At 72.0% G+C, this 15482-nt stretch carries 13 protein-coding genes and 1 pseudogene; 9 read left to right on the top strand and 5 right to left on the bottom strand.

The genetic code is table 11. The features are described from left to right. The first annotated feature begins 223 nt into the window (after positions 1 to 223). Both AB0F15_RS02480 and AB0F15_RS02475 read left to right on the top strand, forming a co-directional pair. Positions 224 to 385, top strand: coding sequence for a hypothetical protein (locus tag AB0F15_RS02480; RefSeq protein WP_360263978.1), 162 nt, complete (start codon positions 224 to 226; stop codon positions 383 to 385). 89 nt (positions 386 to 474) lie between these two features. After that, complete coding sequence (locus AB0F15_RS02475; RefSeq protein ID WP_360263975.1) at positions 475 to 3084, top strand: CHAT domain-containing tetratricopeptide repeat protein; 2610 nt, start codon at positions 475 to 477, stop codon at positions 3082 to 3084. 39 nt (positions 3085 to 3123) lie between these two features. On the opposite strand, the pseudogene AB0F15_RS02470 reads toward AB0F15_RS02475, so the two are convergent. After that, positions 3124 to 4479 (bottom strand): annotated as a pseudogene (locus AB0F15_RS02470) (helix-turn-helix domain-containing protein). Positions 4480 to 5142: 663 nt separating this feature from the next. Here AB0F15_RS02470 and AB0F15_RS02465 point away from each other — a divergent pair. Together AB0F15_RS02465 and AB0F15_RS02460 are read left to right on the top strand one after the other, a co-directional pair. Further along, the gene (locus tag AB0F15_RS02465; RefSeq protein ID WP_360263973.1) at positions 5143 to 5853 is read left to right on the top strand and encodes a GNAT family N-acetyltransferase; all 711 of its coding nucleotides are present in this window, start codon (positions 5143 to 5145) and stop codon (positions 5851 to 5853) included. A 170-nt stretch (positions 5854 to 6023) separates the two neighbouring features. Beyond that, complete coding sequence (locus tag AB0F15_RS02460; protein WP_360263970.1) at positions 6024 to 6629, top strand: hypothetical protein; 606 nt, start codon at positions 6024 to 6026, stop codon at positions 6627 to 6629. A gap of 79 nt (positions 6630 to 6708) precedes the next feature. Here the strand turns inward: AB0F15_RS02460 and AB0F15_RS02455 are convergent, their stop codons facing one another. Continuing rightward, on the bottom strand, positions 6709 to 7065 hold the full coding sequence (locus AB0F15_RS02455; RefSeq protein ID WP_360263968.1) for a hypothetical protein: 357 nt from the start codon (positions 7063 to 7065) through the stop codon (positions 6709 to 6711). Between the two features lie 196 nt (positions 7066 to 7261). On the opposite strand from AB0F15_RS02455, the gene AB0F15_RS02450 reads away from it, so the two are divergent. The 5 genes from AB0F15_RS02450 to AB0F15_RS02430 are packed head-to-tail and all read left to right on the top strand — an operon-like array spanning position 7262 to position 11303. Beyond that, complete coding sequence (locus AB0F15_RS02450) at positions 7262 to 8458, top strand: SpoIIE family protein phosphatase (RefSeq protein WP_360263966.1); 1197 nt, start codon at positions 7262 to 7264, stop codon at positions 8456 to 8458. After that, positions 8455 to 10059, top strand: coding sequence for an ATP-binding protein (locus tag AB0F15_RS02445; RefSeq protein WP_360263964.1), 1605 nt, complete (start codon positions 8455 to 8457; stop codon positions 10057 to 10059). The genes AB0F15_RS02450 and AB0F15_RS02445 overlap by 4 nt, the downstream gene beginning before the upstream one ends. After that, positions 10056 to 10496 carry a response regulator gene (locus AB0F15_RS02440; RefSeq protein ID WP_360263962.1) on the top strand — a complete coding sequence of 147 codons (441 nt, stop codon included), beginning with the start codon at positions 10056 to 10058 and terminating at the stop codon, positions 10494 to 10496. Before AB0F15_RS02445 ends, AB0F15_RS02440 begins: the two co-directional genes overlap by 4 nt. A 34-nt stretch (positions 10497 to 10530) precedes the next feature. Beyond that, a complete protein-coding gene (locus AB0F15_RS02435) occupies positions 10531 to 10884 on the top strand; it encodes an STAS domain-containing protein (RefSeq protein ID WP_360263959.1) in 354 nt (117 codons plus the stop codon). 11 nt (positions 10885 to 10895) lie between these two features. Further along, on the top strand, positions 10896 to 11303 hold the full coding sequence (locus tag AB0F15_RS02430; protein ID WP_360263956.1) for an ATP-binding protein: 408 nt from the start codon (positions 10896 to 10898) through the stop codon (positions 11301 to 11303). A 51-nt stretch (positions 11304 to 11354) separates the two neighbouring features. Here the strand turns inward: AB0F15_RS02430 and AB0F15_RS02425 are convergent, their stop codons facing one another. Genes AB0F15_RS02425 through AB0F15_RS02415 form a run of 3 tightly spaced genes read right to left on the bottom strand, consistent with a single transcriptional unit; the run spans position 11355 to position 15357 of the window. Continuing rightward, complete coding sequence (locus AB0F15_RS02425; protein ID WP_360263953.1) at positions 11355 to 12977, bottom strand: alkaline phosphatase family protein; 1623 nt, start codon at positions 12975 to 12977, stop codon at positions 11355 to 11357. A gap of 32 nt (positions 12978 to 13009) precedes the next feature. Further along, a complete protein-coding gene (locus AB0F15_RS02420) occupies positions 13010 to 14203 on the bottom strand; it encodes a Dyp-type peroxidase (protein ID WP_360263949.1) in 1194 nt (397 codons plus the stop codon). Beyond that, positions 14200 to 15357: an EfeM/EfeO family lipoprotein gene (locus tag AB0F15_RS02415; protein ID WP_360264740.1), complete on the bottom strand. Its 1158-nt coding sequence runs from the start codon at positions 15355 to 15357 to the stop codon at positions 14200 to 14202. The genes AB0F15_RS02420 and AB0F15_RS02415 overlap by 4 nt, the downstream gene beginning before the upstream one ends. Between the last annotated feature and the right edge of the window lie 125 nt (positions 15358 to 15482).

Below are 15482 nucleotides of genomic sequence, written 5' to 3'. Positions count from 1 at the left end.
CGTCTGCAGTGGACGTTGTTACAGACTTCACTCTTTAGGACGTGCCGATCGAGACATCAAGCCTGCTCACCCGGTTTGGACTGACTTTCCGTAGCTAAAACTCTCCCGATCATTGCCTCGATGTGAAACTATTGGGCCGTTCGCGGGGAGAGGGCCTCGCGATGGGGGACTCACCGTCACGGCCGCGTCCCCATGAAGATCCCCAGGGGAGAGGAGATCGACCATGTCGACGCCTACGGACACCAAGCCCGAGGAAGCTCCGGAGCCGGTCCAGGAGCCGAGCCAGCCGACGGTCCAGTGGACCGACTCGGACGGCAAGATCCACACCGACCACCCGGTCCACACTGAATGCGCGAACGGCTGCTATCAGGTCATCAAGCCCTGAGTCCGGCGTCGTGGAGCAAGCCCGCCTGCCGATCTACCGGCAGGCGGGCTTCTTTTTACCGGAGCCTGTGCTGTCATAGGTGAGTGCCCGTGATTGACCTGAACCCCTCCGCGGTGATCGAGCGGGTTCGTTCCCTGCAGAAGGACGCCGCCGATGCCTCGTGCGTCGCGCGGTACCACCAGAGCCTCCGGCTGCTGCGCCGCGGGATGAGCCTGCTGGATTCGGTGCACCCCGTGCCGTCCGAGTACCGCACCGACTGGCTGGTGACGCGCATCCGGCTGGCCAGCACCATGACGGCGGTCTCCTCGGAGATCTCCAGCGACCTGGCGGCGGGACTGGCGGGCCTGGACGATGTCCGGCTGCTGATCAACGCGGTGGAGGACCCGGTTCTGCGGGCCGAGCTCAACGGGTCGCTCAACCACAACTACGCCATGCGGCTGATGGGCGTCGGACGCAACGACGAGAGTCTCGTTTCGTTCGACCGGGCCATCGAGCACCAGGAGTACCGCCTGGCGAACGGCTCCGATCCCGAATCGCGGATGAGTGCCTTCACGATGACGCTGGCGTCCCGTGGCTGGGTGCATATCCGGCTGGGCAACGTGCGCGACGCCCAAGCGGACCTGACCAGATCCCTCGAACTCGCGGAGAAGTACGAACTGCGTGGCAACGCGGCGAGCACCCGGCGGACGCTGGGCACGCTCGCCCTGCGGATGGGGGATGTTCCGGAGGCGCTGCGGCTTTACGGCGAATGCGAGCGCAGCTACCGGGCGCTCGAGATGGAGATCCCGCCGACCTTGCGGCTCGCGCAGGCCGAGGCCTTGCTCGCGGCCGGTCTCGCGGACGAAGCCGGGGCTCACCTGGACGAGATCCTGCCGGTCATGGTCGAAGAGCAGAGCATCAGCCGGGAACTCGCCCTGGCCGAGTTGTACCGCGCCTCGGCCGCCCTGATGGGCGATGACGTGGAGCTGGCCAGGGAGATGGCTTATTCGGCGCGTCGCCGAATGCTGAAGGTCGGGTGCCTGACCTGCACGGCCAACGCGACCCTGATGGGGCTGAAGGCCGACACCCGGGATGCCCTGGTGAGCGGGGACGTCCCCGCAAGCCTGCCGACGCGGGCCCTGCGAGCGGCGGCGAAGATGCCGACCCCCCAGCTGGCCGACCAGGCCGCCACCGCGCGGATGCTCGCCGTCCGGCTGGACATCCGGCGCGGCAACCTCAAACGCGCCGTCGAGACCCTCGGCATGGTGCCCCGCCCGGGCCAGCTCACCGCCATCGACTACCGGATGCTTCGCCGGCTCTGCCGCGCCGAACTCGCCGTGGCGCAGGGGGATCGGGCCAGGGCGCTCACCGAAATCCGGTCCGGGCTCACCGAACTGGACGCCGTCCGGGACCGGATGGGTGGGCTCGATCTCGTCTCCGGGACCGCGCTGCACGGGCAGGAGCTCGCCGATCTCGCCGTCAAGCTCGTGCTCGACCGCAGCGATGCCCGGCGCCTCTTCGTCTGGCTCGAACGGACCCGGGCCCAGACCTACCGCTACGAACCCCTCTCCGCCGGGACGGATCCGGAGCTCGCCGCGCGCGTTGCCGAGGTGCGGGGGCTCGGCCAGGCCATCCAGGAAGCCCAGCACGACGGCCACCCCATCGCCGGCCTGCGGACGAAGTACAACGAACGGCTCCGGGAGGCCCAGCGGCTCGGCTGGCACACCGGGCGGTGGGGCCGGCCGCGGCCGGTCGCGGGGCTGGACGAGGTCGTCGCGCGGCTCGGTGAGCGCGCTCTGGTCAGCTTCGCCGCCTCCGGGGACGAGCTCGTCGCCGTCGTCGTCGCCGGGGGCGAGTGCCGGCTGGTGCGGCTCGGCTCCGCCGGAGCCGCCGCCGAGTCGGCGCGTGTGCTGAACGTCGACCTCGACGCGCTCGCACCGGACAACCTGCCCGAGCGGCTCGCCGAGGTCGTCATGGCTTCGGCGCGCAAGCAGGCCGACAAGCTCGACGCCCAGCTGATCCGCCCGCTGGCCGAGGTGTTCGGCGACCGTCAGCTGGTCATCGTCCCGACCGGGCCGCTCTACGCCGTGCCGTGGGGCGTGCTGCCGGGCCTGCGGGGGCGGCCGACCGTCGTCGCGCCGTCGGCGACCGCGTGGCTCGCCGCCGAGCTGACGAAGTCGTCGCGCGCCCGCAAGATCGTGCTGGTTCGCGGGCCGGGGCTGGCCGGCGCCCGGGGTGAGCTCGAGAAGCTGACCACGCACTACCGCACCGCGACGACGATGACCGGCGCCAAGGCCACCGTGAAGTCCGTGCTGCGCGCGATGGACGGCGCGAAGCTCGCGCACTTCGCCGCGCACGGCGCGCACGAGCCGGAGAACGCGCTGTTCTCGCGGCTCGAACTCGCCGACGGCGCCTTGTACGGCCACGAGATGGCGGGGCTGCGGCAGCCGCCGCGGCAGGTGGTGTTCGCCGCCTGCGAGCTCGCGATGAACCGGATCCGGCCCGGCGACGAGGCCCTCGGCTTCGCCAGCGCGCTGCTGGCCAGCGGTTCCCGGACGGTGATCGCACCGCTGTCGCGCGTCGGCGACCTCGCTGCGGCGGCCGCGATGGACGACTACTACCGCGCGCTGGCCGTCCGGGAGAGCCCGGCACTGGCGCTGGCCGACGCGATCGCCGTCGACCCGTTCCGCCGCCCGTTCGTCTGCCTCGGCGCCGGTTAGGGACGCCGGCTGGGCTGGGCCGTCGGGGACCGGGCGGGCTCAGGAGCCGAGCAGCGCCTCCGCCCGCAGCGCGATCTCCAGGTCGAGCCGGTCGTCGGCGCTGTCGAGCCGGTCGCCGAACAGGTCGACGAGCTGGCGCATGCGGTACCGGACGGTCTGCGGGTGCACCTCGAGCTTCTTGGCGATTTCGGGAACGTTGCCGCGGGACTGCAGCCAGCTCAGCAGCGTCTCGCCGAGCCGCGCCCGCTGCTTGGGGTGAGGTCCTCGAACGGCTCCAGGCTGCGCCGGCACAGTTCGCGGACGAGGAACTCGTCGGCCAGCAGCCACAGCGTGGACAGGTGGTCGGCGCAGCGGGTCACCGGCGCGTCCGGCAGCACGCCGCGCTGGACGAGGTTCAGCGTGCGGCGCGCCCACAGCAGCGACCGCGGGGCGTCGGCGAGCCGCACGGCCGGGCCGATCACGGCGCGCCGGCCCGGCAGCCGCTCGGCGAGATTCTTCAGGTGCCGTTCCGGGTCGCCGGTGACCAGGCACGGCTCGCCGCTCTCGAGGTCGACGAGGACGTCCGGGTGCAGCTCGGGCGCGGCAAGGCCGAGCTGGTCGGCGCGCGGTTCGAGGGCGACGGCCGTGACTTCGGCCGGTAGCGGCCACTGCGCCGTGGCGGCCTGCGCGGTGATGGCCTGCGGCGCGGACGGCGGGTCGGCGAGCAGCAGTTCCAGCAGCCGTCTCCGGCGGCGCGCGCGGGGTGCCCGTCGCGCGCGTCTGCGCCGCCGTGTAGCCGTCGATGGAGAGCGCGGAGATGTCCTCGACGTAGGCGAAGATGGCCTCGGCGCTGGTGCAGAGCGTGTCCGCGGAGAGGCCTGCGGCCTGCCCGAACTCACTGATGTGCCGCCACGCGACCCGCCCGCCGACCCGGTAGGCGGTCTGCAGGCAGTCGAGGCTGCGGCCCTCGTTGAATTCGATCTTGCCGAGGTTGCGGAACACGGTCGTCCACGTCTCGAGCGGCACGGCGCCGGGCGTGCCGACACTGTCGAGGCACTGGATGATCGACTGCCGGACACCCTGCGTGATGATGTACCCGAACGCGCCTTCGAGCGGCCGGCGGTACTCGGGCACCGCCCGCTGGACCTCCTGCACGATGGCGCGGGCGGGCGGGTCGACCCGCGGCTTGAAGCGGATCGCCAGCTCACGCGGCAGCGACGCCCACAGCCCGAGCGCGCCGGAAGCGCGTCGGGGCCGGGGATTCGCCGGGGTGCGCTGGGCGGGCGGAATGCCGGGCCGGGACCGGTCGACCGACACGGACCGCTGCAGGGAGGCCGGTCCGGAAGGACGCTCGCCGGTGTTCGGCCGGCCCACGCCCGGAGCGGGGGCGGCGAATCCGGTGTCCACTTCGGTCATGTGTTTTACCCTTGCCGGCAACAAAAGTGGCCTCGTCGGCGGGGACGCCGATCCGGTTTTTGTGGCTCAGGCCCGGTATGGAAAGTGGTTTACGTTCTGGCGCCGGTCAGGCGACTGGCATGCGTGGCGCGTCGCAGGTGTGGCGTGCGCCACCACGCGCGAATCGCTGCACGCGCATGACAAAGTCGAGCGCGGAAATGTGGCGGCGCGCGCAGGTTCTTCCGGTGTCACCGGGAATTCGTATCGACATTCGGGTGGCGGCCGGTAATCCTCGAAGCCATGGTCGCAATGACGCACCGGACGCCATGATGTCCTGCCGCGCGAGTTTCCATTTCGTTCACCAGGGTCTGCCCCGGCGGCGGCCAGGACGCCGGCCATGCCGGCGCGTGCTGCCGATGCCGGTGCGCGCGCTCGATCGGGTGGTCAGTGCTTCGGAGCGCCCCTGTGCCTGGGTGGGCGAGGCCGGTACTGCCGCGCGGGTGAGCCGCTGAGCCCGGTCGAGTCGGGCAGTCTCGCGGGGCGCGTGCTGGGGCTCAAGCGCCCCGCTGCCGGCGGCTCGGACGCTCCCGGACTGCGGCTGAGCGGCCGCCGCCGCGCCGCCACGCTGCGAATGCTTCGTTCGCGACGTCCCGGAGCGGGCGATGCCGCTCTAGGCTGCCCGACATGACCGGATTGCTCACCGCGCGCCTGCGGCAGGCCTCCGACAACGCCGTCGCCCTGTGGACGACCCTCGCCCGCGCCCGTGGGGACGACGTGCTCGACCACCCGGCCTTCGCCGCGATAGATGGCCGCCGGTACCGGATCATGCTGCGGACCGCGGCTCCGGACGATGCCGTCGTCGCCGAGCTGACCGAGCTCGCCCGGGCGCGCCGGGAAGCAGGCCGGACCGTCGTGGTCGAGGACCCCTTCCGCGTGCTCGATCTCAGCGAGCTCGGGATGGCCGCCGGGCAGTTGCCGGTGATGGCCCGCGAGCCCGCCCCGGTCCCGGCGGCGCGGGGTGTCGAGCGCGTCGGAACGCCCGCTGAGCTGGCCGGCGCCGAGGACGTCGTCGTCCACGGTTTTCCGCTGGAGGAGTACCAGCCCCTCCGGCCCGGCACCGTCTTCCCGCCCGCACTCCTGGACCAGGCCACGGCGTTCTTCCGCAAGGGCGCCGAGGGGGCGTGCCTCGCCATGGCCCACGGCGGCGTCGGCGGCGTCTACTGGGTGACGACCGTGCCCGAGCACCGCTCGCGGGGCGTCGGGCGCGAGCTGATGCACGCGGTGCTGCGGCACTTCGGCGACCTGCCCGTCACGCTGACCGCTTCGCGGTCCGGCCGGCCGCTCTACGAGAAGCTCGGCTTCGCCTTGCTCGGCGATGCGAACTGGTGGCGCTGAGGGAACAGCGTGGCCGTCGGCGGCTTCTTACCGAACACGGTGAGCTTCAGGCTGTAGTCGCCCAGTAGGGTGGCCCCCGTACGTGGCCGAGCCGACGACGGCGACGCGGAGCAGCTCTCGCGGCTCGGGCTGGTTCCTCCAGGTGACGCCGAAACGGGTGGAGGTTTTCGATGGCACGCACGGGCGGTGAGGGCGAACTTCCCTCGGTCGCCGAACTGGTGAGTCTTTCGCAGACGAAGCCGCTGGTGATCCGCGGCGAACTCGACGCGAAGCTCGCCGAAGAGCCGGCCACCGAACCCGAGCCCGTCCTCGACCCCTTGGCCGTGGTCGACGCCGAACCGGCGGCCGGAGAACCCGCCGCCGAGGGCCGCCCGCAGGAGGCGCCGCCCGCTGCCCGGTCCCGCCGAGCGAAGCCGTACGTCCTCGCCGCGGGCGCGGCCGTCGCGCTGGGCCTGGCCGCCGTCGTGCTGCTCCAGCCGCACCAGGTGGGCGGGACGGCCGTCCCGCCGCCCGGGGCACCCGCTCCGGTCGTGCCGCCGCCGACCTCGAGCGAAGCGGTGGAGACCATGAGCGCCTCCGCCGCGGCGCCGCCGCTCACCGCCGAAGTGCGGGACTCCCCGGTCGAGACCACGAGCGCGCCGGCCGCCGCGGGCCGCAAACCCGCGCACGCCGACCCGGCGGCGACGACGCCGACGCCGCCGGAGGACCAGTGGCGGGAGTACGTCAGCTCGGTGATCAGCTCGTGGCAGCACCCTCGTGGCGGCCGGAACCGCTGATCGGCAGTTCGCCGGTCGCGGTAGCCGGAGCACCGGCACCTTCGGCGGGCGCCACCCAAGCGGGCTGGGCACAGCCGCGTCAGCGTGACCGGAACATCAACGTGAACCCGGCACCGGAAAGCACCAGCGCGGCCAGGAAGAAGCCGCCGTGCACGAGGTTGCGCGTCACGACGTCGCCGACGAGCTGAACCACCAGGTCCACGAGGCCGAGCCCGCCGGCCACGGCCAGCACGGCACGGGCGCCACCGACCCCGCGGTGGGCCGCGAAGACGAGCACCGCCCAGAGCCCGGCGCAGACGGCGAACACGAGCAGCGCGACCGGGAGCGGGACGGCTGCGGTGATCTCCTGGTGGCGGCCCGTCAGGCGGCCGGCCACCGTCCCGAGGAACCAGCACACCGTCGCACCCCACCAGGCGAAGGCGGCGGACCGGGCCATCCGGGCAGCGTAGGCGCGGATCGCCCGGCTCCGGCACGGTCGTGAGCCGAACCGTTACCGACCCGGTGTCACACCGAGGTGCTATAAAGCGCTACTCCCGGTGGGACCGGTTTCGCCGCTGTAGGCGGCCGTCACCGGTGCCGCTAGGGTGATCGTCTGGATTACTGGCTCGAGGGCAGCCGAACGGGAGACGCCGGTGACCGCCGCGCACGACTCATCGTGGGATCCCCGCACCCGTCTGCGGGTGCTGCTGATCGAGGACGACGACGGCGACGCGCTGCTGGTCGAGGAGATGCTGGCGGACACGGCCGTGCCGTACACGCTCGAACGCGTCGAAACGCTCTCCGCCGCGCTCGGCGGCCCGCTCACCGCCGACTGCGTCGTGCTCGACCTGCAGCTGCCCGACGCCATGGGACTCAGCGGGCTGACCAAGCTGGGGCAGCACGCTCCCGGCGTCGCCGTGGTCGTCCTGACCGGGCAGCACGACCAGGCCACCGGGGTCGCCGCGGTGGCCGCGGGCGCGCAGGACTACCTCGTCAAGGACCAGGTCGACGGCCCGCTGCTGGTGAAAGCGCTGCGCTTCGCCCGCGAACGCAAGCGCGCCGAGCAGGTCGAGCAGCAGTTCCTCCAGCAGCAGCTGCTCGCGCGGGAGAACGCGCGGCTCGAACGCGGCCTGCTGCCCAGCCCGCTGCTGCGCGACCCGCACCTGGAGCTGGCCGCCCGCTACCGGCCCGGCCGCAACGGTTCCCTGCTGGGCGGCGACTTCTACGACGCGATCGAGCTCGCCGACGGCACGGTGCACATGATGATCGGCGACGTCTGCGGCCACGGTCCGGACGAGGCCGCGCTCGGCGTCGCACTGCGGATCGCGTGGCGCTCGCTCGTGATGGCCGGGCTGCCGATGGCCGACGTGCTGAGCATGGTCGAGCGGGTCCTGGTGCACGAGCGGATCGAGCCGCTGTTCGCCACGGTTTGCATGGTTGTCGTCGCGCCGGACCGGCGGTCCCTGCGCCTGTCGCTGGCCGGGCACCTGCCGCCGCTGTTGCTCACCCGCGGCGACGGGCACCTGCTCTCCGGCGAGCGCCTCGGCGTCCCGCTCGGTGTCGTCGAGGGCGCCAAGTGGGACGCGCTGGAAGTGCCGCTGGAGCCGGGGTGGTCGCTGCTGCTCTACACCGACGGCGTGTTCGAGGGCCGCGTCGGCGCCGGATCCGAGCGGCTGGGCCACGAGCGGATGGCCGCCCTCGTGCTCGACATCAAGCGGGAGAACGGGATCCACGGCCGGGCCCTGCTCGACGAGCTGATCGCCCGCGCCGAACGGCTCAACTCCGGCCCCCTCGACGACGACGTCGCTCTCGCCCTGCTCAGCCACGACCCAGGAGACACCGCCCGATGAGCGCTGACGCACGCGGCCGGCCGATCCGCCGCTGGCTGGCCCTGCTCGCCGTCACCCAGGCCGTGCTGCTGCTCGCGGCGCTGGTCGGCGGCGGGATCGCGCTGAACAACCTCACCGCAGCCCGCACCCGCCTCCTCGACGTGATCGCGCCGCAGCGCCTGGCCGCGAGCCAGCTGTCCGCCGCGTTGCTCAACCAGGAAAGCGGGGTCCGCGGCTACCAGCTCGGCCGTCAGCCGGAGTTCCTGGTGCCCTACACCGACGGCGTCCGCATGCAGGCCGCCGCCGTCACGCAGCTGCGGCAGCTGGGGGCGGTGCCGGGCACCCGGATCGGCGACGACCTGGAGGCCGTGCTGCGCACGGCTGCCGCCTGGCAGGCCGCGGCCGCGCCCACCATCGCTCCCGGCGCGCCGCCGGTCACCCCGGCCCAGATCGAAACCGGCCGGACGCTGTTCGTCGCGGTGCGCGCCGCGCTCGACGCCCAGCTCGACCACCTGGCTTCCATCCGCGACGCCGGCCGCGTCGGGCTGGACGCCGCCGCGGGCTTCCTGGACGCGATGCTCGTGGCCGTCGCCGTACTGGTCCTGCTGCTGTTCGGGCTGCTGTTCGCCGGCGTGCGCCAGGTCATCACCAAGCCGATCCTGCGGCTGGCCGGCGAGGTCCGGCAGGCTGCGGGCTCCGGCGTCCAGCGCCCGGTGCACGGGAGCGGGCCGCGCGAGATCGTCCAGCTCGGCGCCGACGTCGAAGCGATGCGGCAGCGCATCCTCGACGAGGTCGCCGAGCTCGAGGAGGCGCACGAGCTGCTGGACCGGCGCACGCGCGAGGCGGAGCGGTCCAACGCCATGCTGGACGGGCGGACACGCGAGCTGGAGCAGTCGAACGCCGCGCTGGACCGGCGGACGCGCGAGCTGGAGCGGTCCAACGCCGATCTGGAGCAGTTCGCGTACGTCGCTTCGCACGACCTGCAGGAACCGTTGCGGAAGGTGGCCAGCTTCTGCCAGCTGCTCCAGCGCCGCTACCAGGGCCTGCTCGACGAGCGCGGCGAGCAGTACATCGAGTACGCCGTCGACGGCGCGAAGCGGATGCAGGTCCTGATCAACGACCTGCTGGCGTTCTCCCGGGTCGGCCGCAATCCGGGCGAGCACGTCGTGACCGACGCGGGCGCGCTGGTCGACGACGCGATCGCGAACCTGGAGGTGGCGCTGTCGCTGAGCGGGGGCAAGGTGAGCCGCGGCGACCTGCCCGAGGTGCGTGTCGAACCGGCGCTGATGACGGCGGTGTTCCAGAACCTCATCGGCAACGCGCTGAAGTTCAAGGGCGAGGCGCCGCCGGAAGTGCGGGTCACCGCCGAACGCGACGGCGACGACTGGGTCTTCACCGTTTCGGACAACGGGATCGGCATCGGCGCGGAGTACGCCGAGCGGGTGTTCGCGCTGTTCCAGCGGCTGCACACGCGCACCGCGTACCCGGGCACCGGCATCGGCCTGGCCCTGTGCCGCCGGATCATCGAGCACCACGGCGGCCGGATCTGGCTCGACGCCGAGGCCGCGGACACGACGTTCCGCTTCACCCTGCCGGCCCGCGAGGACAGTGGGGACACATGACCCGGACGCCCGTTCCGTTCGACATCCTGCTCGTCGAGGACGACCCGGGGGACGTGCTGATGACCCGGGAGGCGTTCGCGCACCACAAGATCCGCAACCCGCTGCACGTGGTGGAGGACGGCGTCGAAGCGCTCCGGTTCCTCAACCGCGAAGGGCACTTCCGGGAGGCGCCGCGGCCGGGGCTGATCCTGCTCGACCTCAACCTGCCCCGCAAGGACGGCCGGGAGCTGCTCGGCGAGATCAAGCAGCACCCCGGGCTGCGCACGATCCCGGTGGTCGTGCTGACCACGTCCGAAGCCGACGAAGACATCCTGCGCAGCTACGAACTGCACGCCAACGCCTACGTCACCAAGCCGGTCGACTTCGAGAAGTTCGTCGAGGTGGTCGGGAAGATCGACGATTTCTGGGTCACGGTGGTGAAGCTTCCGCATCGGTAGCCCTTTGACGGGGAGTGCGGCACGATGGGTGGCCGTGCCCCCTTCACCGCCGGACCTCCCCGCCGAACTGGCGGTCACCCTCGACTGGCGGGGCCGGGCGGCCGTGTTGAGCGTGGCGGGGGAGATCGACCTGGCCACCGCGCCGGAGTTCGGGGAGGTCGTCGAACAGGTGCTGGCGGGCGGACCGGAGAAGCTGGTGGTCGACCTGCGCGAGGTGACGTTCTTCTGCTCGGCGGGGTTGCAGGTGCTCGCGGCGGCCCACCGCAGGCTGGCCGAACGCGCGCTGCGAGTGGTGAGCGATTCCCCGGTGACGTCGCGGCCGCTGAAGACGACCGGGCTCGACACGTGGATCGGCATCCACCCGACGATCGACGAAGCACTCCAGTGAGGCGGGCGCGGATGCCGGAACCGTTCCGCCACCACGGCGTGCCCGCGAACCCGGGCGCCCTCCGCCGCCTGCGGCACGAGCTGATGGCGTGGGTACTGGCGGCCGGCGTCGACGAGGACCGGGCCGGCGACATCGTCCTGGCCAGTTACGAAGCGCTGGCGAACGTGGCCGACCACGCTTACGGCGGTTCGGGGGACGGCCTCGTGGACATCGACGCCTCCGTGGCCCCCGGCCGGATGGAAGTGGTGATCACCGACCACGGGAAGTGGCGGACGCCGGTGCCGGACCCCCGGCCGGTTTCGTTGCGGGGCCGGGGGTTGCTGCTGCTGCGGGCGAGTGCCGACCGGGCGGACATCGCCTCCGGTGCGGCGGGGACGGTCGTGACGCTGGCCTGGGACCTGGCTCCGGTCCGGCCGTGAAGGCCACCTTCGGGAACTACGAGTTCCGCGAGGTGGCCTTCACGAACCGCGTCAGCCCCGAATCACGGCGCCGGTCTTCGGGTCGAGGGTGACCTTCCGCGCCTGCGGCCACCAGAAGTCGAACATGCCGTTGAGCGAACCGGCCCGCGAGTCGAACGACGAGTCGCCGATCCGGCCGGTGAACCAGTTGTCCTCGATGAACTTCAGCACCGACGTCTGGTCCGTCAGCGTGTGGTCGACGTGGTTCACCTTGCTGTACGGCGAAACCACCAGCAGCGGCAGCCGCGGGCCGTAACCGCAGCGGTCCGCGTAGGTGCCCACCGACGTCGGCTTGGCCGTACAGGTCGCCTGGTCCTGCGAAGCGTCGTGAGAACCGTTGACGATCGGCGACTTCTGGTGGTCGTACCAGCCGTCCGAGTCGTCGTACGCCAGCACGATCGCCGTCGACCGCCAGTCCGGCGACTGCTGGATCTTGGTGATCTCGCCGACCACGAACTGCTGCTCGTCCAGTGGGTCCGAGTAGCCCGCGTGGCCGTCCTGGTACTCCGGTGCCTTCAGGAAGCTCACCGCGGGCATCGAGCCGGCCTGCAGCGCGTCGTCGAAGTCCGAGATGTCGTACTGGTGGTTCGCTCGGTCGGTCTGGCCGATCGCCTGCACCGACGACGGCGCGAGGTGCTTCGGGTTCGCCGTCGACGGGTAGTACTGGAACGGCTCGTGGTGCGGGCTGTAGTCGACGACCGCGTTGCCGCCGACGTTGGTGTGCTTCTGGCCGCACACCGCGTACCCGTTGGCCGTGCCCGTCGGGCGGAAGCCGCCCTGGAACCAGCCCCAGGTGACGCGCCGCTGGTTGAGCAGGTCACCGATGTTGCGGCCGTGCATCGTGGCCAGGTTGTCCTTGCTCGTGTGGTTCTTGCCCGAGCAGTCGTCCCACGCCGGGTCCGGGTCGTTGATGACCGTGCCGACGCCGCCGGCGTCCGGCGACTGCACCGCGTAGGCGTCGCTGACCGGCTCGTGCGTCACCGGGTCGACCGCCTGGGCGCCGTGCGTCTGCCCCGAAATGAGGTTGAGCGCGCCCGGTGTGGACGGGCCGAAGACCGTGTTGAACGAGTTGTCGCTCATCGCGTAGTGCTGGGCGTAGTTCCACATGCCGGTGACGGTGTTGCCGTCGTAGTAGTCCATCACCAGGCCCGGCTCGCCGAACAGGATCGGCTGCCCGGTGCACTTGTCCGTCTCGGTCTTCTCGACGAACTTGTCCATCTTGCCGCCGTCGAAGGCGGCCTGCTCGGCGCCGTAGTTGTGGTTCTGATCGCAGGTCATCGCCTGCTGGGGCGTGAGCCGCTTCGGGTTGTACGCGTTGGGGTTGGCGGTCAGCAGCTTGTGGTCCAGGCCGTTGACCTTCGGGGTGGTGCGCGCGGCGGTGAACGGGGTGCCGTCGGTGTTGGCCGCGTTCGGGTAGGTGCCGAAGTAGTGGTCGAACGAGATGTTCTCGCCGAAGATGACCACGACGTGCTTGATCGGGGTCGTCGTGGGGAGCCACTGCGCCGGGAGCGGGTGCAGCGGCTGGGCGTCGGCGGTGCTCGCCGCGGAGCCGGTGGCGACGGCCAGGACGGCCACCGAGGCGAGCGCCCCGGCGCCGAGCAGGCCGCGCCGTCGCCGGCGAGGTCTGGTGTCCACTGTGGATTCCTTTCGTGGTGGGGAGAGTGCGCTCAGGTGAGCAGGGAGCGCCCGAAGTGGTCGTCCGGGCCGGTGACGCCCGGCAGCGCGAAGAAGTAGCCGCCGCCGAACGGGGAGATGTAGTCGGTCAGTGGTTCGCCGGCCAAGCGCGTCTGGACGGCTTCGAACTGGCGCTCCAGGTCCTGCTGGTAGCAGACGAACAGCAGGCCCATGTCCAGGTTGCCGTTGCTGTCGATGCCACGGTCGTAGTTCACCGCGCGGCGCAGGATCCGGCCGGCGTCGGTTTCCGGCGTGCGCGGGTTCGCCTTCCGGATGTGGCTGGTCAGCGGGATGACCGTGCCGATCGGGTCGTCGGCGTAGCGGGGGACGTCGGTCTCCTCGGTGCCGTCGAGCGGGGCGCCGGTGTCGCGGCGGCGGCCGAACATGTTCTCCTGCTCGGCCAGCGAAACCCGGTCCCAGAACTCCACCAGCATCCGGATCAGCCGGATCACCTGGTAGCTCCCGCCACGCGCCCAGGCGGGCTCGCCCGTCGTCCACACCAGACTGTCCACATCGGAACCGGTCGGGTTGGCGGTGCCGTCCTTGAACCCCATCAGGTTCCGCGGGGTGCCGTCCGGTCGCGGCGGGGAGCTGAAGCCGGTGAGCTTCCAGCGCAGCTGCATGCCACCGCGGGTGGCGCGGGCGATGTCCCGCAGCGCGTGCAGCACGGTATCGGTGGAGTTCGCGGACAGGATCAGGCTGAGGTCGCCGTGGCACTGCGCGGGGTCGAGGGCGTCGTCCGGAAACGTCGTCATCGGCTTCAGCTTGGCGGGCTTGAGCTTCGCGAGCCCGTACCGGTCGTCGAAGAGCGACGCGCCGACACCGAGGATGACGCCGAGATCCCCACCGGGCACCACGGGCCCCAGCACCCCGGAATCGGCGGGTGGCGCGGTGATGCCCAGCGCGGCCGGTGCGCCGCCGGTGGTGAGGAAGCGGGCCCGGTCGGTGATGGCGCGGAAGAGGTCGGTGAGCTCGGCCTTGGACCCGGCGACGGCGTCGAACGAGGCGACGATGGTCTGCGTCGGCGGCTTGCGCAGGACGGCGGCCTGGTGGGGGCCGTGGAAGGGGACGGGCGAGGTGCTCTCGGTGACGGCGTCGGAAGCGCCGAGCCCGGCCCCGGCGGCCACGGTGAGCCCGGCGCCCATCGCGGCCCGGCGCAGGAACGAACGGCGAGGCAGGCCGGTCACGAGACCCTCCTCGGCTCGGCGATCGGCGCGATCGGGGCCAGCAGCTCCGTCAGCTCGCTCACCGCCGCGTTGAGCTTCTGCCGCTGCGGCTGGGGCAGCCGCGCCGGCGGGGTCCAGCTGCCGTCCGGGTGGTGGGCCGCGTCCAGTGCCGCCTGTGTCCGGGTCAGCCAGGTGTCCACCTTGGACAGATCGGGATAGCGCGGTGCCAGCAACGGCCGCAGGACGTCCAGCACCGCGCGGGTTCCGTCGAGGTTGGCGCGGGCCGTGGCCAGGTTGGTGCCGCTGCCGTAGTCGGTGCGGCCGGTGAGTTCGAACTGCAGCGTGTTCTCCATGATCTCGTGCGCGCGCAACCCGAGGTCGTTCCCGTCGACCTGGCCGCCGCCGAAGGACGTCCGCAGCGCGCGGGCATCGGTGTCGAGCCGGTCGGCGACGACGGCGAGCGCGCCCAGGTCCTCGCCGTGCCACAGTCCCTCTTCCAGCCGGTGGAAGCCGGTGAACCCCGGATCGGCCGCGCCGCCGGGCAGGCCGTCGGCCGTGCCGTTGAGCGCGCCGTCGGAGTCGCCGAACGCGTCGTAAGCGGCGCCCAGCCGCTCGTACGTCAGGTGGGCGGTCAGCCAGGCGGTCTCGCTCGCCGCGCGGTCACCGCCGTGGACGCTGTTCTTCAGCGCGCCGGTGTCCGCGACCAGCTGGTCCAGCCCCGCCATGACGTGCTGCTGGTAGGTCTTGAGCGGGCCGAGCAGGTCGTCGTGCGTCACCGGTGTGACGCCCGGCCCGGTCCGCTCGGCCCCGCCGGTGATCCGCACGGCCGGCCCGACGATCGCACCCGCGTCCTCGGGCAGGCACCGGAACGCGTAGCTGCCGTTGCCCAGGTCGGCCCGCAACGGCCGGGTCGTCGCCGCGCCCAGGCCCTCGACCTCGCCGTAGACGACGCCGGTCGCCGGGTCGATCAGGTCGACCTCGGCGGTCACGGATCCGGTGTTGTGCAGGCGGAACGTCTGCGGCCCGGGCTTCGGGTCCGCCCAGCCGGTGCCGCACGCCGAGCGCGAAACCGCGATCTCCGGATCGACGGCGGCCGCGCTGTCCGGCCAGAACGCCACGACGGCGCCCGCCGTGGCGGCCACGACCACGGCCGCCACGATCCAGCGGGTACGCACTGGCACCGGCACACCCACTCCCGTCACTCGATCGGACCATCATCGATCACGGATTATGCGAGCCTATCGCCCGGAAAACCGCATCGGACGGCGTCGAGTGAACGAAATTCATCCGGACTTCAGCC

The sequence above is a fragment of the Amycolatopsis sp. NPDC026612 genome (genome assembly GCF_040638285.1).
Classification (GTDB): domain Bacteria; phylum Actinomycetota; class Actinomycetes; order Mycobacteriales; family Pseudonocardiaceae; genus Amycolatopsis.
The sequence above is the reverse complement of the archived record's forward strand: the minus strand, read 5'-3'. Positions and strand labels throughout refer to the sequence as shown.